The 23,691-nt window shown below is 55.2% G+C and carries 19 protein-coding genes and 1 tRNA gene; 9 read left to right on the plus strand and 11 right to left on the minus strand.

Annotated features, from left to right (window positions below; all coding sequences use genetic code 11):
- Window positions 1-22 precede the first annotated feature (22 nt).
- From WCE46_RS10980 to pyrH, 3 genes are all read right to left on the minus strand, one after another.
- Window positions 23-673 carry an endonuclease III domain-containing protein gene (locus tag WCE46_RS10980; protein WP_424733764.1) on the minus strand — a complete coding sequence of 217 codons (651 nt, stop codon included), beginning with the start codon at window positions 671-673 and terminating at the stop codon, window positions 23-25.
- A 6-nt stretch (window positions 674-679) separates the two neighbouring features.
- Window positions 680-754, minus strand: a tRNA-Pro gene (locus WCE46_RS10985).
- 66 nt (window positions 755-820) lie between these two features.
- Complete coding sequence (pyrH, locus tag WCE46_RS10990) at window positions 821-1,525, minus strand: UMP kinase (protein WP_424733765.1); 705 nt, start codon at window positions 1,523-1,525, stop codon at window positions 821-823.
- A gap of 56 nt (window positions 1,526-1,581) precedes the next feature.
- On the opposite strand from pyrH, the gene WCE46_RS10995 reads away from it, so the two are divergent.
- From WCE46_RS10995 to WCE46_RS11020, 6 genes are all read left to right on the plus strand, one after another.
- Window positions 1,582-1,746 (plus strand): hypothetical protein, encoded by a 165-nt coding sequence (locus WCE46_RS10995; RefSeq protein ID WP_424733766.1) that lies wholly within the window; start codon window positions 1,582-1,584, stop codon window positions 1,744-1,746.
- Window positions 1,747-1,779: 33 nt separating this feature from the next.
- Window positions 1,780-2,793, plus strand: coding sequence for an AmmeMemoRadiSam system radical SAM enzyme (gene amrS / locus WCE46_RS11000; protein ID WP_424733767.1), 1,014 nt, complete (start codon window positions 1,780-1,782; stop codon window positions 2,791-2,793).
- Window positions 2,783-3,277, plus strand: coding sequence for a Mut7-C RNAse domain-containing protein (locus tag WCE46_RS11005; protein WP_424733768.1), 495 nt, complete (start codon window positions 2,783-2,785; stop codon window positions 3,275-3,277). The genes amrS and WCE46_RS11005 overlap by 11 nt, the downstream gene beginning before the upstream one ends.
- 510 nt (window positions 3,278-3,787) lie before the next feature.
- Window positions 3,788-5,164, plus strand: a complete 1,377-nt coding sequence (locus WCE46_RS11010) for a hypothetical protein (RefSeq protein ID WP_424733769.1) — start codon at window positions 3,788-3,790, stop codon at window positions 5,162-5,164.
- A gap of 10 nt (window positions 5,165-5,174) precedes the next feature.
- Window positions 5,175-5,855 (plus strand): ABC transporter ATP-binding protein, encoded by a 681-nt coding sequence (locus tag WCE46_RS11015; protein WP_424733770.1) that lies wholly within the window; start codon window positions 5,175-5,177, stop codon window positions 5,853-5,855.
- Window positions 5,852-7,075: an ABC transporter permease gene (locus WCE46_RS11020; protein WP_424733771.1), complete on the plus strand. Its 1,224-nt coding sequence runs from the start codon at window positions 5,852-5,854 to the stop codon at window positions 7,073-7,075. The genes WCE46_RS11015 and WCE46_RS11020 overlap by 4 nt, the downstream gene beginning before the upstream one ends.
- A gap of 958 nt (window positions 7,076-8,033) precedes the next feature.
- Here WCE46_RS11020 and WCE46_RS11025 read toward each other — a convergent pair.
- The 4 genes from WCE46_RS11025 to WCE46_RS11040 all read right to left on the minus strand — a co-directional run bounded on the left by WCE46_RS11025 (window position 8,034) and on the right by WCE46_RS11040 (window position 11,235).
- The gene (locus WCE46_RS11025) at window positions 8,034-8,171 is read right to left on the minus strand and encodes a hypothetical protein (protein WP_424733772.1); all 138 of its coding nucleotides are present in this window, start codon (window positions 8,169-8,171) and stop codon (window positions 8,034-8,036) included.
- Window positions 8,172-8,363 carry a hypothetical protein gene (locus WCE46_RS11030; protein ID WP_424733773.1) on the minus strand — a complete coding sequence of 64 codons (192 nt, stop codon included), beginning with the start codon at window positions 8,361-8,363 and terminating at the stop codon, window positions 8,172-8,174.
- Between the two features lie 91 nt (window positions 8,364-8,454).
- Entirely contained in the window at window positions 8,455-10,416 is a 1,962-nt protein-coding gene (locus WCE46_RS11035; protein WP_424733774.1) for a protein kinase domain-containing protein, read from the minus strand.
- 51 nt (window positions 10,417-10,467) lie between these two features.
- Entirely contained in the window at window positions 10,468-11,235 is a 768-nt protein-coding gene (locus WCE46_RS11040; RefSeq protein WP_424733775.1) for an FHA domain-containing protein, read from the minus strand.
- Between the two features lie 479 nt (window positions 11,236-11,714).
- Here WCE46_RS11040 and WCE46_RS11045 point away from each other — a divergent pair, with 479 nt between their 5' ends.
- From WCE46_RS11045 to WCE46_RS11055, 3 genes are all read left to right on the plus strand, one after another.
- On the plus strand, window positions 11,715-11,969 hold the full coding sequence (locus WCE46_RS11045; RefSeq protein WP_424733776.1) for a GtrA family protein: 255 nt from the start codon (window positions 11,715-11,717) through the stop codon (window positions 11,967-11,969).
- Window positions 11,970-12,566: 597 nt separating this feature from the next.
- Complete coding sequence (gene dcd, locus WCE46_RS11050) at window positions 12,567-13,169, plus strand: dCTP deaminase (protein WP_424733777.1); 603 nt, start codon at window positions 12,567-12,569, stop codon at window positions 13,167-13,169.
- Window positions 13,170-13,229: 60 nt separating this feature from the next.
- Window positions 13,230-15,077, plus strand: a complete 1,848-nt coding sequence (locus tag WCE46_RS11055; protein WP_424733778.1) for a threonine--tRNA ligase — start codon at window positions 13,230-13,232, stop codon at window positions 15,075-15,077.
- A 196-nt stretch (window positions 15,078-15,273) separates the two neighbouring features.
- On the opposite strand, the gene WCE46_RS11060 is transcribed toward WCE46_RS11055, so the two are convergent.
- From WCE46_RS11060 to purB, 4 genes are all read right to left on the minus strand, one after another.
- Window positions 15,274-19,872: a PAS domain S-box protein gene (locus tag WCE46_RS11060; RefSeq protein ID WP_424733779.1), complete on the minus strand. Its 4,599-nt coding sequence runs from the start codon at window positions 19,870-19,872 to the stop codon at window positions 15,274-15,276.
- 179 nt (window positions 19,873-20,051) lie between these two features.
- On the minus strand, window positions 20,052-20,417 hold the full coding sequence (locus WCE46_RS11065) for a response regulator (RefSeq protein ID WP_424733780.1): 366 nt from the start codon (window positions 20,415-20,417) through the stop codon (window positions 20,052-20,054).
- Entirely contained in the window at window positions 20,407-22,209 is a 1,803-nt protein-coding gene (locus WCE46_RS11070; RefSeq protein ID WP_424733781.1) for a PAS domain S-box protein, read from the minus strand. Before WCE46_RS11070 ends, WCE46_RS11065 begins: the two co-directional genes overlap by 11 nt.
- Window positions 22,210-22,289: 80 nt before the next feature.
- Window positions 22,290-23,630: an adenylosuccinate lyase gene (gene purB, locus WCE46_RS11075; protein WP_424733782.1), complete on the minus strand. Its 1,341-nt coding sequence runs from the start codon at window positions 23,628-23,630 to the stop codon at window positions 22,290-22,292.
- Window positions 23,631-23,691: the final 61 nt, after the last annotated feature.

Consider the following 23,691-nt stretch of genomic DNA (forward strand, 5'->3'; position numbering starts at 1 on the left):
TTTTGTAATTTCTGATTTTTTTTTAGTTTTCCGGTTTTGTCTGATAATACCGGCAGAACGTGCGGATCACGCATGACGGGCACTGCGGCTTTTTTGCCGTGCAGCATGTCCTGCCGTGGGCGATAAACACATCCGTGAGGTCGCCCCACTCCGTTTTGGGGAACAGGGCCATGAGATCGCGTTCGATCACCGTAACGTCATCGGTATCCGAGAACCCGATCCTCTGCGCGAGCCGGCGCACATGGGTATCCACGGCGATCCCGTGATTCTTCCCAAAGCCATGGTAGAGTACGATATTTGCGGTCTTCCTGCCGACGCCGGGAATAGAGAGCAGCGCTTCCATGGTATCCGGCACGTTTCCGCCAAAATCAGACATCAGGGTCTGCGCGGCTGCGATGATGTGCCGGGCCTTTGCATGGTAGAAGCCGAGGCTGTGGATGATGGGCTCCAGTTTAAGGATATCAGCCCGGGAAAGGGCTTCGGGAGTCGGGTAGGCTGAAAAGAGCGGCTCCTTTACCATGAGCACGGCCCGGTCGGTGGTCTGTGCGGAAAGGATGGTCAGGATGAGCACTTCAAACGGCGTACCCCGGCAGACCGTTGTCGGGGATTCACGGGCATGCGGGTACTGTACGGAAAGCAAAGAATAGATCCGGGCCGCATCCTGTTTTTTCATAATGTATGGGGTAGGGCGGATTCGAACCGCCGTCAAAGCGTCCCAAACGCTCTAGGATGGACCAGGCTACCCTACTACCCCACGCGCTTTACAGTATTGTCCGTGGACGCTAAAAATACCTGCCGTTTGCCGGCCCATAAAAAAAATTTAGAGCGGGAGAATTTTTTTTCTTGTCTCGCTGACGATCGAACAGTCGCACTTCCCCTGAAGAATGGCGTCGGAAAGATTTTTTGGTGTTGTTCCATCGAGAACCACGAGCGGGATGTGACTGCGCTCCACCACCCGGGCGGCGATAATATCAAGGACATTGTGCGATCCGGCCCCAAGCCCGCCTTTTCCCACGATCCCGATCAGTTCTGACGGCGTGAGCGTTTTGAAATGCTTCGCACCGGTGAACCTGTTGGGGTCCTTATCATAGATGCCATTCACTGAAGTCACGTTGACAAAAACGTCTGCACGCACCCTCTCGGCAAGGACGGCGGCAACCGCGTCCGTCGTCTGACCCGGGGTGATCCCGCCCATGACCACGATCTTTTTTGACTCGGCAAATTTCTTTGCATCCGAGTGGCTCTCGGCAACCTTCGGGTAGGCCGACTCGCCGAGCGCGGAAATTAAGAGTGTCGCGTTGAGCCGGGTCACGAGAATCCCGATCTCGTCAGCGGTACCCTCATCGATGCCAAGACTTCGGGCGACCCCGATATAGTCCCGTGCGCCGCCCCCGCCTCCGACCACGACAAAGAGCCGGTGCTTTGCGGCAATCTTTTCAAGCACCGGAAGATAGGCCTGGATCCGGTTTTCCTTGAGTTTCGGGATCAGGATCGAGCCGCCAAGCGAGATAACGACCGTCTTCATTGCACTAGTTTTTGTACAGGATGCTCATATAGAGTTGTTCTAAGGAAGTCCCGACCATGTTGTGCTGTCCGGTCTGCAAGAGCCGCGATATCTTCCCGGTTGCCGGGGGATATATGGGCCAGGTGTATCTCTGCAAGAACTGTAAGTACCGGGGATCGTTTGTCCTTGAAGTGGATGACGATGCGGTTGATGGCGGGGGCAAAAAGGAACCGGAGAAATAATGGTATAAAGCGGCCACACCGGGAGAACAGGATATGCACGAGGCGCGCCAGTACGCAAAAAAAGAGAAAAATGCGGTGCAGTGCTCGCTGTGCAGCCACCGCTGCATAATTACCGATGGAAAACACGGGATCTGCGGGGTGCGGCAGAACGAGGGGGGGACCCTCTATGCCACCACGTACGGCCTCGTGAGTGCCGAAGCGGTCGATCCAATCGAGAAAAAACCGCTCTTTCATTACCTGCCCGGAACCCTGTCGTATTCGCTGGGTGGGATCGGGTGCAACTTCCGGTGCGAACACTGCCAGAACTACCAGATCTCGCAGGCGGATCTCACGAGCGCCCGCCTCTTCCCCCTCTCACCGGAAGAGGGCGTGGCCCGGGCCCTTGAAAGCGGGAGCGCGAGCATCTCGTGGACGTACAACGAGCCGACCATCTGGCACGAATACTCGCTTGATATGGGGACGCTCGCCCGGTCCCGGGGGCTTGGCACATGCTACGTGACAAACGGCTACATCACGGAGGAAGCCCTGCAGGACCTGGCCCCGATGCTCGGGGCATTCCGGGTCGACCTCAAGGCATTTTCTGACGATTTCTACCGGAAAATCTGCGGGGCGCACCTCCAGCCGGTGCTGGATGCAGCGGTACGTGCCCGCGAACTGGGTATGCACATCGAGACTGTGACTCTCGTCATCCCCGGGCTTAACGACAGCATGGAGGAGCAGGAGGCTCTCATCCGGTGGGTGATCGAACACCTGGGCCCTGAAACGCCGATGCATTTCTCCGCGTTCCACCCGGATTACCGGATGACGGATCGCGGTTCAACCCCCGTCGCGCTGCTTGAGAAGATCTGTACCCGGGCAAAAGAACTCGGGCTCCGGTTCCCGTACCTGGGAAATGTGGCCCACCACCGGTACGAAAACACGTACTGCCCTGCCTGCGGTGCGATGCTCATCGAGCGGCGGGGATTTTCGAGCCTTATTACCGGCCTTGACGACAGGAAGTGCACGAACTGCGGCGAGACCATTGAGATCGTGCGCTATGTCCCCTGAACCCTGCCCTCCTGAAACCCGGTTTATCGCGGACCGGATGCTCGGCACGCTCACCCGGTACCTCAGGTTCATGGGCTACGATACGATCAGCGCAAACGGGTTCCGGGAGGGAAATTCAAACGAAGATACCCTGCTGCTCGAACTTGCAAAAAACGAGCACCGGATCCTGCTGACAAAGGACCACGAGCTTGCCCGGAGAGGAAACGACCTCGCGGTGCTGGTGACTGACGGAGATGTGCTCACACAGGTGCAGCAGCTTGTCGGTCTGGGTCTCATCGAACGGCGGCTCCTCATGAGCCGGTGCTCTCTCTGCAACACGGTGCTGCGGGAGGCCCGGGAGGAGGAGATCGGTGCTGCCACCTATGCACCCCTTGACCGGACCGGCTATACATTCTTCTGGTGTGAGCAGTGCGGGAAACTGTACTGGAACGGCTCGCATGGGAAAAGCCTGTTGCAGAGGATCGATGCCGGGCTCAAATCCTGATCGGTCCCGAATATCAGCCCCCTTTTTTTAGCACGGGAAATATTTCGGGAGTATCCGGTACTATATCCCGTAGTACCCGGTTGTACCCTTCTTGATACCCGGACTTTTCCGGCGATCCTTTCCTGATCACTCCCTCAATGCAGGAACTGATATTTTTCTATTAAGGTCTGGTGCCGGGCGTACTGCATGCTGCCAGAACCGCCGCGAATTGTGGTGCTGATACACCCTGAATGACCCCTACCGGGGGTGCAGGAGGTCCGGATATAGTGAACTGCCCGGTTAAGGATATGCCGGTTATGGTACATAATTCGCCGGCTGTTATGGGGTGAATATAATATCTTCAACAGGAAGGGTGGTAGACATGACCTCTCCGTGAGGAATTATCGAACCGGAATACACGATCCTGTCATGTACGGGGATACCCCCAGAAAATGTTTGCAGGACGTGTATCCCCATGACATAATCCCGCAAACATGCGGTCAGGAATTGCACAAAAGTGACGGAGAATCTATGAAAATAAAAATGATGATTGGTAGTTTTATCCTGGTACTTCTGATGGTATCAGCGGTCTATGCTGACAGCACTACATCCGGCAGCACGACAAGTACCTCGACAAGCACTTCGACCAGTTCTTCTACGAGCAGTACTGCCTCGATCGATGCCGCGGCACTGGTCTATGTCTCAAACGTGACTATGGACCCGGAAACATTCTTCCCCGGGGATGAAGGCACCGTAACCGTGACCCTCACAAACGGCGGCACCACGGCGATAGGGCTTTCTCATCCGGATCTCATCAGTACCCACCTCAACGTTCAGGCAAATGACTGGGATGGCATGAGTTTTGTCGGTGCCGGATCAACCATCACGTACTCGGTCAGGTTCACCGTAAAACAAACCGAGGGGACCTATCCTGCGCTGTTTACCATTGGAACACAAAGCGGCAATGCCATCCATTACCCGGTAGAGATTGTGATAAGTTCGAACAGTCTCAAGGCCGCTGTCACGTCAAAGCCGACCTCGTTTGCACCGGAAGCAGAGCAGAACGTGACTCTCACCCTGATGAATACCCGTGACGGGGAGATAAAAAATGTCGTGATTACTCCTGAAGGTGCTGGTATCGAATCCGATCCGACCACGGACCTCATTTCCACCATAGATCCCTGCAGTTCCACCGATGTAACCTTCGGTATTACTCCTCACCAGGCATCGAACCTCACGTTTGTCATCAGTTACCAGAACGGCGATAACACCCATGCCACAAACGTCGTCCTGCCCATTGATATCGGCCAGGACAAAACAGCAGCTGTTCCCGTTCTCAACGACGTTGCCCTCACGACATCAGGCTCAGCGTACGACATCACCGGCGATATCACAAATGCCGGTATCTCGGATGCCTATGGCGTGGTTGTGACCGTGGGATCGCCGGCAGCCGGTACGGGGACATACCCTGAGTATGCGATCGGGAGTATTGCCTCTGACGATTCCGGCAGTTTCGAACTGACCTTTACCAGCAGTGATCTCTCGGCAGTCCCGGTCATTATCAGCTGGAAGGACGCTGACGGGAATGATTATAGTATTACAAAGACGCTCGATCTTTCCACCAGCTCAGGAACAGGCAGCTCAACTGCCACCAGCAGTTCAAAGACCTCAACCTCATCTGCGAGTTCCATGAGTGGCGGTCCCGGCGGGATGAGCGGTGGCCCTGGTGGCGATATGGGAGGCCCCGGTGGCAGCAGTAGCAGTACAACGTCGCTGTTCACGGGTGGCAAAGGCGCTGGTATCAGCTCGTTCTACCCGATCATCGGAGCAGTGATCATCCTCATCGCTGGCATTGTCCTGTGGAAAAAGCGGAAATGGATCTCACTTAAACTGAAAAAACAGCAGTGAGGGAGCGGATATGACCGATATCCCCCTTATCCAGCTTGTTGACGTGACAAAGACGTATCATCTGGAGAGCGGAGATTTTACCGCTCTCGATCACGTCTCCCTTGACATCATGGACAACGATTTCGTCGCGATTATGGGACCGTCAGGTTCCGGCAAATCGACCATGATGAACCAGCTGGGAATTCTCGATGTCCCCACATCGGGAAAACTGTCTATCTCCGGGAGAGATGTGGCTGAAATGTCAGCACTTGAGCGGACACATATGCGCAGGGATACGATCGGGTATATTTTTCAGAAATTCTACCTGATCCCCCTTCTCTCTGCGTACGAGAACGTGGAGTACCCGCTCATCCTGAAGTACAAAAAACGGGATACTACCGACAGGGCCCATATCCTCCTGGAACAGGTGGGCATTGACAAGGACATGGGTGAACACCGGCCCACCCAGTTATCAGGCGGGCAGCAGCAGCGGGTGGCCATCGCCCGGGCACTCGTCAACGAACCGAAGATCCTTCTCTGTGATGAACCGACCGGGAACCTCGACAGCAGGACCGGGTACCAGATCATGGACATCCTCTGCGGCCTGCACCGGGAAGGAAAAACGGTCATTCTCGTGACCCATGACCCGAAGATCGCAGAGTATGCCCGCCGCACCATCCGGCTCGTTGACGGGAGGATTGCAGAATCATGATCAAAGGAGATATATTCTTTAACCTCTCGGTCAGGAGCGTCCGGCTGAATTTCCTGCGGTCGATGCTTGCTGCAATCGGCATTGTGATCGGTGTTGTCGCCATTGCGTCAATGGGCATGCTTGGCACCAACATGCAGCTGGAAGTAAAGGACCAGCTCTCCTCAAGCGCAAACACGATTGTCATATCATCCGATTCTGTCAGGATGGGCCCGCCCGGATTCACCCCCTCCTCATCGACGGCTTCAGGAGTGACGAAAACTGAACTCACGAAGATTACCTCGGTCGTAGGAACAAACGGCACCGTCATTCCCGTTTACTCAACAAACGGCGAGTTTACGATCAATTCAGTCGCCGGGAGGGGCTCGATCTATGGTCTCGACCCGGGAGATATCTCCAAGTTCCTTGCCCTGAACCAGTCATATGGTAACGGAACAATGGACTTAGGGGTAAACGAGGTACTGGTAGGAGCGACTATCGCCGAAGAATTTAATCTTAAGGTGGGGACCCGCATCAAGATCGGGTCGTTCTCATCGACATCCCGGCCCGAGCTGCGTATTGCCGGGGTCCTCAAGGCACGGGGAACGGTTGCCGATGGTATTTCGACCGATAACGGGATCGTAGTGAACAGCAAGTGGTATACCAACCAGTACGGGGGGGAAAACAAGTTCACACAGGTAAATGTCATCGTCAAGGATGTTGACAACATCAGCGATATCGAAACCGCTCTCGATGCGAAGATCAACACGAATGCAAAAGTCCCCTCTGTCAGGATCACGGATGCCACATCGCAGCTGGAAACAGAAACATCCACGCTGAGTACCGTGACAACGTTCATTATGGCAATCGGCGGGATTTCCCTTCTGGTTGCAGCCGTGAGCATCTTCAATGTGATGATGATGTCGGTGAGTGAACGGATACAGGAGATCGGTATCCTGCTCTCCATCGGGACAGAGAAGGGCGAAGTACGCCGGATGTTCATCTATGAAGCATTTATCCTCGGTCTCCTGGGAGCAGGAATCGGGGGGATCAGCAGTGTGATTATAGGATACTCTGTCGTGGATGCGATGATTGGTACAACGGCGTATTTCTTCCAGCCGGCAAGTATCCTATACGTCCCGGCAGCCATGCTCATCGGTGTGGTGGTCTGCGTTATATCCGGAGTATATCCGGCATGGCGGGCATCGAATATGGATCCGATCGATGCACTGAGGAGTGAATAAGAAAATGGCCTGGCTGATTCGAGGTGGCCACATGCGGGGAAGACCTTGTCCGTGCTGCTGAAGTATTATGTCCAGCGGGTCATTTCAAAAATCGTCGTGCCAAACCTGGCACGGATAAACCGGGCAAAAGTGCGAAAAGAGCACCGCTCCCGTTAATTTTTTTTCATGGCAGGCATTTGTTGTCACCGCACTCTTTTTTAAGACGATCGATTATTAACCGGATATCTTACACCCCGAGGTTTAACCAATCCCCACAAAGGGTACATAATTTCACTCCATCGATGAGGGCAATATAAGACCGTCCACATCCATCGGCATGCTGGTGAGTACCGGTAAAGGTAGTCACCGGTGGGGGTGAACCGTACAAGACGAAAAACAACCACATACATGAACCGTTTACGATAGTACCCCAACGTGAGGACTTCTCGTGTTTGGGAAAGGAACACAGGAAACACCGGGATATCCGGTAACACTTCGCGTCCGGCACTGCGGGTGATTCATGGACTTTGAGCAGGTAAAAAAGTCCGGTTGATGGAATACAGTTGAGAGCACACAATCAGGAAAGGCACAGATAACCGGTACCACAAAAGGGTATCACTATCCAGGCAGCGATGATATACCAGAACAGTGAGACCTTACCCGAGGATCTCATTCACGTTCCGACAGTTAAACGACCGGTTACCGGTTTTTTACCCGGTGGGGGCAAAACCTGCAGTGCCCACCGGGTTTCCCGGACCTCAAAAGGATCTTAAATCCCTCATCTACCTTTTTTATATAGTTGTATACAGGATGCGGGTCACGCAGGTTACACAGATATCATTCACCCGCCGGTTCAAATAATCATTTTTTAATTCAGGGTATCACGTTCCCCATGCAGCGAATATAATACCCCGAATGATCAGGAGAATAGAGAATGCTTTCCACCTTTTAAGGGGAGGTATCCGGAGATTAAGGAGATTTATTCCATGAAAAAAAGCAGCATAGTCATGTTGATTGCATCCGCAATCCTCATCGCAGGGATCATGATCGCGGGTTGTACGCAAAGTTCCACAAGTACAGCTACGCCATCCAGTGACAACTCGGTTTCGTCAACCACTCAGGCCCCGACGGACACCCAGCAATCCGGCGGGAGCAGTGCGGCGCCGTCCGGCACGCCACAGTCGGGTGCACAGACAAACAGCACCGCACCTTCAGGTACGCCACCGGGTGGACAGATGAATGGTACAGCGCCATCCGGTGCTGCACCCTCGGGAACAATGCCATCAGGTACGCCCCCATCTGGTGGCACCCCCCCGGCACAACAGTAACGAAGACAGGAATGAAACAGTGGCAGATGGCGGTAGGGAAAAATCAATTCCCTTTTTATTGAACCTTGCCGGTCACCCTGCCAAATCCAATCCTTCGAGATCTTTGAGAAGTTCTGCGACCGAGGTGTACCGGTCCTGCGGCCGTTTCCGGAGGCATTTTTCGATGATCGCATTAACAGCGTCCGCATTCCTTCCTTCCGATATCGCCGGTGCCGGTTCATCGTGCAGGATCGCATGTGTGACCTCACCCATGCCGTCCCCGGCAAACGGTACATGCCCGGCCAGCATCTCGTAGAAGAGAACACCCATCTGGTAGATATCTGTCCACGGCCCCGGCTCACCGTAGATGTTGGGGGCCAGCTGTTCCGGCGCGGCATACTCTAATGAGAACCCGATGAGGCCGGACTGCTTGGTCCCCTGTGCCTTGGAGAGCCCCCAGTCGGTAATTTTCGGCATCCCTTCAGGAGTAAGAAGGATATTTCCGGGTTTGATATCCCGGTGGACGATCCCCTGGTCATGGGCATACCGGAGGCCCTCTGCAATACCGGTAATGATCACCGCCGCCTTCTTTTCATCGATGGGAAAATGCATCTCCGCCAGGGATGATGCAACATATTCCATCTCGATATACGGACGGGGGAAGATATTTGCTCCATAGAGTTCGACAATATTTTTGTGATGGAGCCCTTCCCAGATCGTGAGTTCTTTTGTGAACTGGGTTCCGGTCACCTCGTCGAACCTGATCGGGACTTTTACCGCGACATAGCGGTTGTTTGTCTCGTCCCATACCCGGAATACGCGGGAAACTCCGCCCTCGGCGATATATTCCGCATCCGGGTATTTTCTCTCAAGCGCTGCTGGCAGGTGAATGGCATAGTCCTGACCGTGTTCACCGGTAAGTGATGCATCAGCCGGTTTTTTTACAACTGTCGCATTCCGTGACTCATACGGGTTTTGATCGGCAAGGGGATGATCCTGCCCTTTTCTGCGGTACCGTTCAAACCAGATCCCGCCTGCTGCAGAGATCAAAAGGGCGACCGGGATCAGCCACCAGAACTGGATCAGGAAACCCACCAACGGGTTGGGTGGTTGTCCCTGCGGATTTTTTCCTGACTGGAGCGCACCGGTGAACGGTGACTGGGATGAGCCGGAAGTGACGGATGCCTGCGCGTTATCCGGCTGGAGGGAGGATTGAAATCCTGCAGGGGGTTCAAGACCGCCCAGCGGAGATGCGTTGACTGCCAGTGCAGATTTTGTGAGTTTATATGACAAAGGAGGACTGACAAGCGGTGCCGGATCCGTTATCCCCACGGCACCACCGGGACTATTCTTGCCGGCCGATGCGATGGTAAATAGCTCATCTCCGACTCCGTCGCCGGTACTGTCAGTCTCACCGGCTCCGGCCCAGAAGTTCCCCAACGGGCCGGAGAAATCCTTGCCCTGGTACTGGTAATCCTGCCGGGCCGAGAACCAGGCAGTACCTGCAGACTGGCTGATGGCATCGACCGAATTATTGAATGAATTAAGGAAAAATGTATTGGACTGGGACATGCGGTCCACATCGACGCCAACGCTGTTACCGGTGATGGTGTTGTCAGAGAAGATATTATTGGATGCAGATTTCAGTTCGAGGCCATGGTCATGTCCCACCACCGTGGTAGAACTGATCCGGTTGTTGTTCGACAATACGAGGATGCCGTAGGATGCATTGCCGGCGATGGTCACGCCATTTATGGTGATTCCGTCAGCGGAAAGAGTGAGACCCGCACCGGACCCGCTGGATACCATAATGGGGGGATCGTCTGAATCAAGCGCGCCAAATACGAGGGATCGGTCAATGACGAAATTCCCGTAATAGGTTCCCCCGGCAAGGAAGATGCTGTCGCCGTTCGTTGCGTTATTGATCACGTCCTGGATCGTCCCTGCAGAACCTTTTCCGTCGTACGTAACCACTTTTGCCGAAACCGGTGAAACGACGATGACAAGCGCAAAGAGTATGCATAAAAAAACAGCGATACATCGTGCCTCCGGCATCTTACTCCTCCACATGTCAGAACGGGCATCCCCGGACCCGTGAACTATTCATTACTTATCTGCGATAAAAAGGAACCGGGCTGCGCTCTCTCCCAGAGCACAGTCAATGATATCCCCGTCTTTGAGGCCGGTCTTGTGCATGGGGGCGATGAGATCTGAGTTCACGTACGTACCCCCGGAACTACCACGATCCTCGACCTGCCAGCCATCTGCGGACCGGGAGATGATCGCGTGGGGTTTTGTAATTCGGGTAACCATCATATACTCTTCGGGAAGGACAATATCACTCTCACCGCTCCGTGAAGGGATATCTGGATCGATCCGGCCTACAGCGATATGATCTTTTTTCAGGAGAAACGTCTGGCCTGCCTTGCTCCCGTTCATAAGGTGAAGTGCCGGGCAATTCGTGCCCGATTCTTTTATGACCGCCGCCCGCACCGATTCGAGTTTTTGCTGTATTTCGCCAAACCCAATCGGGATGTTCACCCGGGAAAAGACACCGAGATTCCTGATCAGCATCTCGAGGCTGCCCTCGGCAAGGGAAAATTTCCAGACCGGGTGGATGCCCTTTACGGTTTCCCTCCCAAAGCCAGCCTCTTTTTTTACAAGGCCGATATGGACGAGCTGATCGATGTGCTTTTTGGTATTTGCGTAGCTGGTGTCGATACGAGAGGAGATCTCGCTTATCTCCTTTGGTTCCCGTTCAATTACCTTGAGAATTTTGAGCCGCACCGGGTTGGAGAGGACTTCAAGGTATTCGGATAATTCCTGGATAAACTCCGGATCTGTTGAAACACTCACCGTCTTTTTCTCTGCCATGCCAGATTACCCCGGATATTTGTATGACGTACACAGGAACGACAGGTACGCTTTAGCATACTATCATTTCGTGGAATAAAATAGGTTGGCATTTTTGTTGCCTTGGGTGCAACTCAAGGGAAATCCCCTTCTGACTCTCTTCAACTGGGGTGGGAAATACGGGACGGCCCGTTACAGAGCGTGATGGATGATCCCGAGGAGTTCAATATATATCTTTCAGGGAGGTTGCTTCTACCGGCGCCATCTCATCAATATATCCATCGCAATGCGAAGGAATCTGCAACAGAACAGAGATCCCGGGAACGTACCTGCAGGAATTGTCCCGGTATGCCGGCCCTGCAATTCCGTTGCCGAAGGGGGTAAAATTCCGCGATGCCGAAAAGGAGATGAACTCCTTTTCCGGCCCGGATGCAGGAGCGAATAGCCATGACAGGTGCCGGATGTTCTGTCCGGATAAATACCAGAGGGAGCCACAGAAAATGACGCCCGGACACGAGTGGTTTATTAAATCATTCACGTTCCAGGATTCGGGCCGGAAGACGGCCACCCAGTTTGCGACCTTTGTGGCGATCTCCGTTTCCTGTCTCATCGTCAACCTCGGGATCGTCTGGCTGGCGGTCACCTTCCTCTCATTAGCCCCTCTCGTGGCAAAGGTCATTGCCACCTGCTGTGCGTTCCTCAGGAACTACCACGGGCAGAGCAGGTTCACGTTCCGGTCCGGAGAGGGAACATGAAGGGCGACACAAATCCAGAAGGTGACGGGAATGCTGCACAGGCTCCCGGGCCTGAAAAGAGAAGCCTTGCATCGAAGGAGAACCTGCCTTCAATCCGGGAGCTTATGCAGAGCATCAGAAAAGAGAAGGAACATGAGGCCATCGTTCAGGGAGTCATCATTATGAGATTGCAGGCACTCTTTTTCCCGGGTTCAGGTGCACCTTTTGGGCGTTCAGATTTTTTTTGCGATCCACCTTGAGTGCATACTATCATTTTTAACCGTGATCTACCCGGTCATTGTTTCCCGATAAGATTCTCGATAAGAGGAAGATCCGTTTGCAGAATAAAAAAATCCGGACACGTTGTTGAACATTTTAAAAAAGTACAACAAGGCTATCGAAATTTTATAAAAAAATCCGGTAAGGTTGGTGACATTTTCAAAAAAATCCAAACCGTGAGGGGGCGCCCACAATCCCTGCGTGAGGGCTCAAGGGAAACCACTAGTTTTTGCGTACAATGTCGCGGGGATCATGGTTTCCCGGCAGGGTTCGATCCATTCAATCTGGAAACTAATCCCGGGAGAAATTATCACCGATCACCACCAACCCGGTACTCCCATGATTCTTGTGGACTGGCAGCTCCGTGACCGCATCGCCCGGGGCCATATCAAAATCGATCCCTACGATCCAAACCTGGTACAGCCCAACTCAGTTGACATCCGGCTCGGGAACCACTTTGTCTGGTACAACCCGGGCACGCAGGTTATCGACCCGTACGACAAGGCGAGCGTAACCGCCGATGTGGGCGAAACTCACGCCGACTCTTTTGTCCTCGTACCGGGTCAGTTCGTACTCGCTGAGACCCTTGAATGCATTAGTCTCCCGGATAACATTGTTGCCACCATCGAGGGCAAGTCAAGCATCGCCCGGCTCGGTGTCACCCTGCACCAGACCGGCGGTTGGATCGATGCCGGGTTCCGGGGCACGATTACCCTTGAGATGGCGAACGTAAATGCACGGCCGGTCAAGGTCTACACCGGTATGCCGATCGGCCAGCTTGTTTTTTACACGACCGAGCGGGCAGAAAACCCGTACGACAAAAAGACCGATGCAAAGTACCTCGACCAGCGTCAGGCAACTCTTTCCCGGTATCCCGGGAATAAACAATCGGGTGAATCCTTATGGAAAAGCCCGGAGTCAGCAGGGTGCCGGGGGCAATGAGGGTATATACCTTAAGATCCCATTTTATACGAATAACCGTTCCGGATTGGAGATGAAGCAATGCGACTTCTTCTGATACATTCAGATTACATCGAATACGAAGCAAAAAAGAAGACAAAGATGGCAGAGGAGGGAGCCGTCCTCGCGGATCGCGAAGAAGACGCGCTTACGGTCTTTTCTGCGGTTGAGTCCATCGATGAAGAGGACATGGAGGGCGTCATCCTCCAGGCCATCGAAGAGGTAAAGAAGACCGCCGGGCAGGTGCACACGGACAAGATCGTCATCTACCCGTACGCCCACCTCTCAAGCGACCTTGCACGGCCCGACGTGGCAGTACCGGCCTTAAACGCTCTTAAGGAAGGCCTTGCCGCTGAAGGCTTTGCCGTGAAGCGTGCGCCGTTTGGCTGGTACAAGTCCTTCAAGATTTCCTGCAAGGGTCACCCGCTCTCTGAGCTCTCAAAGACCATTGTGCCCGGCGGAGAAGAAGGTGAAGCGGTCTCGAAGAAGCCGGGCAAAAAAGAGGTCACCCACGACTGGTTTGTCCTGACCCCTGACGGAAAGTCCCACGACTACCACCAGTACCTCGACAACACACCGTTTGGCTGCCTCGTGAAAAAGGAGCTCGGCGTCGCAGAACCGACCGGCGGCGAACCGGCCCACGTCGACCTGATGCGCTCAAAGGAACTCGTCGACTACGAACCGGCAAGCGATGTCGGCTGCCTGCGCTGGCTGCCTAAAGGCAAGCTCGTCCGTGATCTTCTCGCCGATTATGTCCTTGCCCTCGTGCTCCCCTATGGGGCGACCCCGGTTGAGACCCCGGTCATGTACGACCTTGGCGATAAGGCGATCTGCGAGCACGCGGCAAAGTTCGGCGAGAGGCAGTACCGGTTCAAGAGCAACAACCGGGACATGATGCTCAGGTTTGCCGCCTGCTTTGGCATGTTCTCGATCATGCGGGACATGCACATCTCGAAAAACACCCTCCCCATGAAGATGTACGAGCTCTCCACCTACTCCTTCCGGCACGAACAGAAGGGTGAAGTGATCGGGTTAAAGCGCCTGCGCTGTTTCACGATGCCCGACATGCACTCGCTCTGTACTGATATGCCCGAGGCGATGAAGTGCTTCGAGGAGCAGCTTGCCATAGGCTGGCAGACCGGCCGGGACTTCGAGACGAAGCTCGTCGCCGCGTTCCGGTGCACGAAGAAGTTCTACGATGAGAACGAGGCATGGGTTAAGAAGATCGTAAAGGAGTCCGACTGCCCGATGCTCATTGAGATTTTATCCGAACGTGTCCATTACTGGGAGGCCAAGATCGACCTTGCGGCCATCGATGGCCAGAACCGCCCGATCGAGAACCCGACCGTCCAGATCGATGTCGAGAGCTCGACCCGGTTTAACATCAAGTACTTCAAGGATGACGGCACGCCCGTTTTCCCGCCCATCCTCCACTGCTCCCCGACTGGGAGTGTCGAGCGGGTGATCTGTGCGATCCTCGAGAACATCTCGACCCAGAAAGTTCCGGCCCTGCCGACCTGGCTCTCGCCGACCCAGGTACGTGTCGTGCCGGTTGCCGAGCGGCACACCGCGTATGCACAGGAAGTCTGCGACGCTCTCAACGTGCAGAGCATACGGTGCGATATCGATGACCGCGAAGAGAGCGTCGGAAAGAAAGTCCGTGAGGCAGGTATGGACTGGGTGCCCTACGTGATTGTTATCGGTGACGAGGAAATGGCAAATAAGAAACTCACCGTTACCATCCGCCGGAAATCTGAGCCAAACAAGCCCTTCAAGGAGCAGATGACCGCAGACGCCCTTGCCGCTGACGTAAGAAAAGAGATCGCAGGTAAGCCGTTCCGTCCGCTCTATACCCCGCGCAAGCTCTCCTTAAAAGCGCGGTATATCTGAATTCCTTTTTCATTTTTTATTGAAGCAATGTCCTGAAGCGATCATCAGTCTTTTATCAGGTGCAGTGATCCGGATCGTAAAGGATCACGTGGGATGAATCAGTCTTACCCCCGCAATCACCAAAAACGGAGGTATCAGTATCATGGAAAAACGGGTTCTCCATTCAGGATTCCTTTGTGTAAAAATAAGCCTGTGGTTACTCCGCCGGCCCGCATCTCCACTTCCCCCGGGGAATAACCATCTCGAACCGCGAGCCTGCCCCGGGCACACCGGTCTCTTTTATGGAGATGCCGGTGATGGCAAGAATGTCCCGGACCAGAAACAGGCCAAGGCCGGACGACTTTGCAGAACCGGATGACGTGGTAAACCCGCGCTCGAAAATTAGTTCCTTCTTGTCCTGCGGGATTCCTACGCCGTCATCCTCATAAATGAGGGTGCATCCGGTATCGGCAGGTGTGCACCGTATCCGTATGTGCCGGACATGCACACCGTGACGCAGCGAATTGTCGCAGAGGTTGTACAGCACTTTCCCGAACATCGGGTCGGCAAAAACGGCAAAACCCGGTGCCGGTTCCTCAAATGCGATCTCCCCCACATCAAAGTGCGATCTCACATTCGCAAGTATGGGTGTGATCTCCTGCCAGACCGGGGCTGTACCCCCGAGAGACTCATAATCTTTGGTAAAATCGATGTGGTGCCGGATGGCGTTTGCCGACGTTTCTGCCTTGTCAAGGAATCCGATCAGCTGGGGGTCACGCAGGGAACTCCGTATTAGGTCGAGATATCCGAGCACACCGGTAAGTTTGTTCTGGATGTCGTGGCGGGTGATACTCGTGAGGATGCCCAGTTTATGGTTGGCATACGCAAGCGCTTCCATTGCCTGTATCCGGTCGGTAATATCATAGGCATAGATCCTGAGGGAATTGGGTCCCGGGGCAAAGGAGATCGATTCGTTAAACGAGCGCTCCTTGAGGTGCACGATGCGATTGATCATGATCGGCTCCGCCGGATTGAGTGTTTTTACAACTGCATCGAAGTCCGCCGGCAGGAACGCAGCCGGGTCATCCGGGAGCCCGAGAGATGAGAGCACCGCAGCGGTTGCCGGGTTGGTATAGGTTATGGTCCGGTCCGGCCGGACCTCGATGACCGGGTTCGGGTTCATCTCCGGGTAGGAGACAAGCCTCTGGATCTCGTGTTCTGCCTGTTTTTTTCCCGTCAGATCCACGAAGACGACAAGTACCTGCTCTTCTCCATGGATCGAGAGCGTGGTCAGGGTGACATGGGTCTCGCGGGTCGTCCCATCAGTTCTCAGGGAGACCCAGGGAAATGTCTGCGGCGTTTCCCGTGCTGCCTCAAGATACTCCCGTGCGGCATAGGCAGATGCCCTGCCGTCCGGCTGGTACCGGGGAAAGAAGTCCTTTATGTCGTGCCCGATGAGATCCTCGCGGGTGCCGGCAAACAGCCGCATCGCCGCTGCGTTACAGTCAAGGATCCTGTCGCTTACAAGGAGGATGGCATCGGCAGTGTTTTCAGACACGGCCCGGTACAGCCCCCTTTCTTCCTCAAGGGCCTCTTCTGCCAGCCGGCATTCGTGGATATCGAAGCAGGAGTACGTGATCCCGGTCTCCGTCCCATCCGGTGCAGGGCCGGGTATACGGACTTCGCGGATCCACCGGTATTCGCCGGCATTGTTCCGGAGACGGTACTCCACTTCTGATGGCCCCTGGTGATTGTCCTGCGTCCTCGCGATTTCCCGGTAACGGTCGCGATCGTCGGGATGGATGCCCTCCATCCAGCCATCACCTGTTTCATCTGCAGGAACTCTTCCGGTGAACGCGAGCCATGCTTTGTTGAAAAAGATACATTCACCATCAGGATTGGACCTCCTGACAGGATTTGGCAGGCTGTCGAGGATGGAAACAACACAGTTCCGGTCATGCTTCAGTGCGGCCCCGGCCTTTTTTTGTCCGGTTATATCCCACAGGGTAAGGTTCATGGCACCCTGACCGTCCCGGTTTTTGATCCACACAGCCCGGACCGCCGCATCGAACTGTATCCCCTCCTCACGGATGAGCCGCAGTTCTCCCTGTGCGGTCCCGTTCTCTTTGCATGTCCGCGCGAGCTCGACAAACCGGGGATCTCCTGTGCCGGCAAGACCGCCGCCCTCTGCTGAGCGCAACGCCTCTTCTGTCCGGCCGAACAGCCGGCATGCCGCCGGGTTTGCGGCAAGGACCGATCCCTCTGGCGTTGTTACCACGATCGCTGCGCTTGCCGTCTCAAAGAATACCAGGTACTGCTGCCGTTCTTCTTCGAGGCGGTCCATCCGCCGCTTGCGGTCTGCGACATCGGTGATAAACGCGTAAGTGCAGGGCTGTCCGCTGGTCTCATCGGTCATGGCCTGAAGGAAGCACTCGACCGGCAGGATGGTGCCGTCTTTTGTGCGGATGGTGCTCTCGTAACGCTCCGGTATTTTTGTGGTCATTACCCGCAGGAACCGTTTCTCATCAGCAGTTGTACCGCCAAAAAAGAGGCTGGTCAACGGGAGCGCAAGCAGTTCATCCTCAGTGTATCCGAGCATGGCGCAGAGGCTTGAGTTTACCGCTCCGGTGCTCCCGTCAGGGAAGACCGCGGCAAAGGGAACAGATGAGGACTCTATCCCCCCGGCAAGGAACCGTGTGCGTTCCCAACTGCCGTGGGAGCCCTTCCCCGCCCTGCGCTGGAGCGTTTTTTTGTCAAGCTGGTCGAGCGCCGATGAGAGCGTGGTGCCAAGGAGCGCGAGCTGCTCCGACTCATCATCAGAAAATGCATACGGCTCACCGGAACAGAGGGTGAGGACCCCAACGATCTGGCCTTTGAGCCGGAACGGTACGGCAGCCAGTGACCGGTACCCCTGACGGTGTGCCTCTTCCATCCATGGTTTTGGATCCGTTGTGGTATCGTGGCATGTTACCGGTATTCCCGAACGGATGGCGTCACCGACAAGTCCTGTGCCCTGATCTGCGTCGGCGATCCGGAATCCCTCTTTTGGCAGGCATTCCCCGTCCCCGGCGTGCGCTACCGGCCTGATGATGCCGGCGGCGTGATCGAAAAGTCCAATCCACGCCATCCCGATCGCATCTTCATCAGCAGCGATCCGGCAGGTGCCGGCGAGCAGTGATTCAAGATCCCGGGCTTGTGCGACGGCTGCACTGACCCGTGAACTGATTGCATAGAGCCGGTTTGCCGCCCGTATCCGCCGGGCGGCAGTTGTGCGGAGGGTGACCTCCTGCACCACTCCGATGATCCCTTCCACCTCACCGCGTGCGTCCCGCAGAGGGGAGAAGATCGCCCGTGCCCAGCCGCATTTCCCGGAGACGGGATACTCGTACCGGGAATCCGGGGTGGCAACGATCTCACCGGCCATCGCCCGAACCGGTGGGGAATCCGGTCCTGTCCCGTGCAGGAATGGCAGCATGTCGGCAAGCGGTTTTCCGCAAGCGTCCCGGCTCGCAATCCCGGTGATATCCTCCATTGCCGGGTTCCACCGGGAAAGAACCAGTGCCGGGGTGCAGACAAGGATCCCTTCCCGGGCACCGGCAAGTATGCCCTCTGCGGATGCGCTTGTTGCCTGCAGCATCGTGGCCTCCCGTACCTGTTCGGTGATGTCGGTCAGCGTGACAAACAGCAGACTGGAATTTCTCCCGGGATCCTGGACAACCGAGCCGTCCAGTGAGACAACCGTTGTGCAGCCCCCGTTTCGGGCGAGGGCAAATCGCTCTGCATGGATACTGCCGGAGTGTTTAAGTTCCAGGAGACCGGCAGAAAACCGCGCCTGATCTTCCCCGATGATAAACCCGGCAAGGTCTCTCCCGGTTACCGTGTCTTCGGGACAGCCAAGCAGCACCAGGGCGGCCCGGTTGATGTCTGTAATAAGTCCGTCTTTGGAGAGCGTCAGGCAGGCAAGCGGTGCCTGTCTGAATGTCTCCTCAAAGAGGGCAGCACGTCTGGTATGGGTTTGATGAGTTTCGTTTTTTTCTGCGACCTCGTGCCCCCCTGACGTATCACCCTCCTTTTTGTCGTCCGGGATTTCGGTCAGCAGGCCCTGCACACCTGTGCACATTGCCTGATCCATCTGCGGGCGGCACGAGGCACACACCCGGCAGGACTGCCTGCTCTTACTGGTCAGCCTGAACTCAAACCGGGAGGTCATGCCTTGTTTTACCCGTGCAAAATGGTGGGCGACGAGTGGGATATCTTCTGCACAGACCAAGATGGCAAAGTCCTTTCCTGTCACATCTTTTGGATCGTACCCGAAACGGCTTATACGGGAACTGGCATAGGTGAGGATCCCTTCATCGTTGACGGTAAAAACGATACCGGTGAGATTTTCAACGAGCGAACGGTATGCCTTTTCAGACTGGCGGAGTGCCTGCTCGCTCTGCCGCCGTGCAACGGCAGATCGTATTTTTGTCTCGAGCTCCGCAAACCGGGCCCGGGGCAACTCCCCTTTCTGGACGTAAAAGTCCGCGCCGGCATTGAGAGCCTCGATCGCAACATCTTCCCCGCCTTTGCCGGTAAAGAGGATAAATGGCATCCCTTTACAGCGGGGACGGAGGTATTTTAAGAACCCGATACCGTCCATCCCCGGCATCTGGTAATCGGAGACCAGCGCCTCATATCTCTCTTTTTTAAGTTTCCCGATTGCCTCCTCTGCCGATGCAGCGGTTTCGACCCTGAACTCACCGCCCCGCTCCAGAAAAATTTTGGTTACTTCAAGGAGTGCAGGTTCATCGTCAACCAATAAAACCGGGATCATGGCTACCTCCAGCGGCACCAGGTCAGAAACTTAGTATATTCCCATCGTTTTTCAGAATAAATAATGGTATATGTCTCATCCTGCCTGCCCGACAGCATAGCAACCTGAAACTATGATAAACAGTGCACAGATAATCAAATTTAAAAAAATCGTCGGATCTCACGCCAGTGTCCGATACATTATCCAAGAAATTGTTGTATGGCGGTTTTGAGTTCGTTGAAGGTGACCGGTTTCTGGAGGATGCCCAGTTTCGGGTCATGAAGTTCTGCCATCTTCCCGGGCACCGTGGGCGATGCGGTAAAGAGGATCACCGGGATCTCCCGCTGGTTATATTCCGTCCGCAGCCGATCCAGAAATTCCCAGCCTGAAAGGGGTGACATCATGATATCAAGCAGGATCAGGGCAGGCGGCTGGGATCTGACATAGTTCAGTGCATCGAGTCCGTTGGGGATAAGTACTGGCTCGTATCCCAGTTTTTTCAACAGGATCTCCATAAGGTCGAGGATAGGCTGGTCATCTTCGACAACTACAATCTTACGCGTCATGGTTATCACCTTTGTCTGGCCGTTTTTTGGGGATATGAATGGTAAATGTGCTCCCAATGTTCATGATACTGTCAACGCTGATGTATCCTCCGTGCAGCTGGACATATTTTTTTGCAATCGCAAGGGACCGCCCGGGCACACCGGTGCTCTGCCCAAGAGACCCGGTGCCCCCATCGTTTTTGGGTTTGAATATCTCATCGAGCTGGGTCTCGGTGATACCCACACCGTTGTCCTGTATGGCAAGCCGGTGGAACGGGAGGGTGGGCGAGCCCCGGTACGTAATCCAGATCTTTTTTGGCGGTTTGGAGTAGGTCATCCCGTTTGTAAGCAGCACATCGAGGACATAGGATAGTTTCTGGCGATCGGCCTCAAAAACAAGGTCAGGCGGGATATCGATTGCAACCTCTGCCTTAATCGCATACCCACCGTTTGCGATGACGGCATTGACCATTCCCCGCACGGAGAAAACAGAATAGTCAAGGCCGGTCTCCTCGACCTCAAGGACCGAGAGTTCCAGCATCTGGTTGATGATCTGGCGCTCCTGGTCGACACTTTTGGCGCACCGCTCAAGGATCTGCCGGGTCTCCTCGGTCACTCCAAAAGACTTCGGGTCCTGGAGAAGCAGGTTGAGGTACCCAAGGACCGGCTGGAGCGGCGTCCTGAGTTCGTGGGCAACGGCACGCATCATCTCGCGCCGGCGTTCTTTGGTCTGCTCCACCCGTTCACGGTATTCCTCCCATTCGGTATTATCGATGACATTGATGAGTCCGGCGGGCCGGTTGTTGCGGGTGATGGGAGTAAAATAGAGAACTGCCCGCCGGATCTCACCACTCTTTGTGATAAACCGGAACTCCGCCCGGTCCGGGACCGGTGCCACTGTATCCCATCGGCCGGCAAAAGCCGCGAACCGTTCCCTGTCCTCAACAATGACACTGTCCGCAAGATCCTTTCCGGTGCATTCGTCCGGTGTGTACCCGGAGAAGATGGAGAATGCAGGGTTCGCAAAGAGGATTCTCGTGCGATCGGTGATCACCATGCCGGTGGGCGAGTTCTCGGTCACCTGCCTGTACTGGGTTGAACTGTCGACTGCCTCCTGTCGGACAAGTTTTTCGGTATTGATATCGATAACCGAACAGCTGACAACGGTGTCGTCGATCCGGCTCCAGGAGAGGTTGACCCAGTGGGGTTCCTTTGTTTTTGTGGCAAAGCAGGTCTCGAAATTCCTGATGTCCTCCCCGGATCCGAGGTGTTCAAAGAACCGGCGCTGGAAATCGTGGGAGGAGAAGAGTTCAGCAAAGGTCATCCCGCTGAGTTCTTCAACGTTATAGCCGAGCATCCCTGCGACCTGCTGGTTGGCAAGCCGGATTTTAAAATTGTTCTTCTCAAAAAGGATGACTCCGAGAAGTGAGTTCTCAAAGATGCTGCGGTACCGGGCCTCTGAGACCCGGATGAGGTTCGTGAAGTACACAACTGCGAGCGCGACGCAGACAAAGAGCACTGCCTGGCCGGTGGCCGACCAGAGAGCGAATGTATCCGGGAAGAGCGAGAAGTACACGAGACACTCATACACGATCCCGCAGATGCCGGCGAGGATGATCCCGCGCCGGGGATAGAAATAGGTCGCATACAGGATGGGGAAGTAGAAGAGCTGGGGATAGAGTGCACCGATATTCTGGGCGAGAGTGATCGCCGTAATCAGGATGGAGGAGAGTGTCAGGGACGCAATAACCGTGAAGCGGACAATATCCGTATGAGTGAACCTGTGTCCCCAAAGGGCGATCTGCCGTTCCATTACCAGTGTGAATTAACCCTGGTAACGTATAAATCTGTCATTATTGTTCCCCCTCTTCTTTATAAAATAAAGTACGGGGATTACAGGACAAGGGGTCTTAATTTCTCAATTACCCGGTTGACCTGCGCAACTGAGGTGCCGATGTAGGCATCCGGTGCGAGGAGAGTAACGAGATCGTCCCGCGAACAGAACCGGATCACTTCGGGGTCAGCTCCAAGCACATCGGCAAGCGGCCGGCTCTCGGCAAGTGCCTGCATGCTTGCCATCCGCACGCGTTCATGGGCATCCTGACGGTTCATGCCGCGCCGGGTGAGTTCGATCATAACGGATTCTGCCATGTTGATCCCGTGGAGGAACGCGAGGTTGCGCCGGATCGCGGCACGGTTGATCACCAGTTTGTCGAGCACGGTTGTCATGAGCCGGAGACAGTGATCGGTAAGGATGGATGCTTCCGGGAAAATCACCCGCTCGCAGGAAGAGTTGGTGAGGTCCCGCTCGTCCCAGAGCGTGTTGTTGAGGAGCGCCGGCTCAACTGAGGAACGGATAATCCGGGCAAGGCCGCAGACCTGTTCGGATTTTATGGGATTTCTTTTATGCGGCATCGTGGACGAGCCCACCTGCTTTGCGCCGAATGCCTCCTCAACCTCCCCGATCTCGGTGCGCTGGAGCGAGCGGATCTCAATCCCGATCTTGTCGAGCGTTGTTGCGACATTGGCAAGGAACATGAAGTACTCCGCATACCGGTCGCGCGAGATCACCTGGTTTGAGACATCCACGGAAGAGAGGTGGAGCCGCTGCATCATCGTGGCCTGAACGTCCATCCCCATTGGCCCGATCGCTGCCTGCGTCCCCACCGCACCGGTCATCTGCCCGACCGCGACCCGGGGGCGCAGCTGTTCCAGCCGTTCGATATGCCGGCCCACCTCGCTTGCCCAGATGGCGAACCTGAGGCCGTACGTGATCGGCACTCCCTGCTGCCCGTGCGTCCTCCCCACTGCCACAAGGGTCGTTGTCTCTTCGGCCCTGTGTATCAGCACCCGGAGGAGGTTGCGCAGCTTTGTATCGATAAGGTCCATTGCCTGCGCCAGCTGGAGGCCGGTCGCTGTATCGAGGATATCGTTTGAGGTGGCGCCGTAGTGCACCCACCTTCCGGAATCGCCGCAGACCTCGGTGATGGATTTTACGATCGCCATCATGTCGTGGCTGATCTCTGCTTCGATCTCTTTTGCCCGGGCAAGGGACGCCGTCTGTGCGTTCTGTGCGATCTCCCCGGCCGCAGCCTCGGGGATCAGGCCATGCGCTGCCTCTGCCTGTGCGAGCGCGACTTCCGCGGCAACAACACAGGAGAAGCGGTTCTCCTCGCTCCAGATGGCTCGCATCTCCGGTGTGCCGTACCGGTACTCGATGGGGTGGACTGCCATAGGAACAGATGGGTTGTGCGGGAATATTAGCATTGAGCCTGTTTGCCTGCGGAACCATGCA

Origin of the sequence: Methanoregula sp., assembly GCF_049690535.1 — an archaeon.
Taxonomy (GTDB): Archaea; Halobacteriota; Methanomicrobia; order Methanomicrobiales; family Methanospirillaceae; genus Methanoregula.

Coding starts and splice junctions, on each gene's coding strand:
- WCE46_RS10980 (WP_424733764.1), bottom strand. CDS start 673: ATGAAAAAACAGGATGCGGCCCGGATCTATTCTTTGCTTTCCGTACAG.
- pyrH (WP_424733765.1), bottom strand. CDS start 1,525: ATGAAGACGGTCGTTATCTCGCTTGGCGGCTCGATCCTGATCCCGAAA.
- WCE46_RS10995 (WP_424733766.1), top strand. CDS start 1,582: ATGTTGTGCTGTCCGGTCTGCAAGAGCCGCGATATCTTCCCGGTTGCC.
- amrS (WP_424733767.1), top strand. CDS start 1,780: ATGCACGAGGCGCGCCAGTACGCAAAAAAAGAGAAAAATGCGGTGCAG.
- WCE46_RS11005 (WP_424733768.1), top strand. CDS start 2,783: ATGTCCCCTGAACCCTGCCCTCCTGAAACCCGGTTTATCGCGGACCGG.
- WCE46_RS11010 (WP_424733769.1), top strand. CDS start 3,788: ATGAAAATAAAAATGATGATTGGTAGTTTTATCCTGGTACTTCTGATG.
- WCE46_RS11015 (WP_424733770.1), top strand. CDS start 5,175: ATGACCGATATCCCCCTTATCCAGCTTGTTGACGTGACAAAGACGTAT.
- WCE46_RS11020 (WP_424733771.1), top strand. CDS start 5,852: ATGATCAAAGGAGATATATTCTTTAACCTCTCGGTCAGGAGCGTCCGG.
- WCE46_RS11035 (WP_424733774.1), bottom strand. CDS start 10,416: ATGCCGGAGGCACGATGTATCGCTGTTTTTTTATGCATACTCTTTGCG.
- WCE46_RS11040 (WP_424733775.1), bottom strand. CDS start 11,235: ATGGCAGAGAAAAAGACGGTGAGTGTTTCAACAGATCCGGAGTTTATC.
- WCE46_RS11045 (WP_424733776.1), top strand. CDS start 11,715: ATGACGCCCGGACACGAGTGGTTTATTAAATCATTCACGTTCCAGGAT.
- dcd (WP_424733777.1), top strand. CDS start 12,567: ATGATTCTTGTGGACTGGCAGCTCCGTGACCGCATCGCCCGGGGCCAT.
- WCE46_RS11055 (WP_424733778.1), top strand. CDS start 13,230: ATGCGACTTCTTCTGATACATTCAGATTACATCGAATACGAAGCAAAA.
- WCE46_RS11060 (WP_424733779.1), bottom strand. CDS start 19,872: ATGATCCCGGTTTTATTGGTTGACGATGAACCTGCACTCCTTGAAGTA.
- WCE46_RS11065 (WP_424733780.1), bottom strand. CDS start 20,417: ATGACGCGTAAGATTGTAGTTGTCGAAGATGACCAGCCTATCCTCGAC.
- WCE46_RS11070 (WP_424733781.1), bottom strand. CDS start 22,209: ATGGAACGGCAGATCGCCCTTTGGGGACACAGGTTCACTCATACGGAT.
- purB (WP_424733782.1), bottom strand. CDS start 23,630: ATGGCAGTCCACCCCATCGAGTACCGGTACGGCACACCGGAGATGCGA.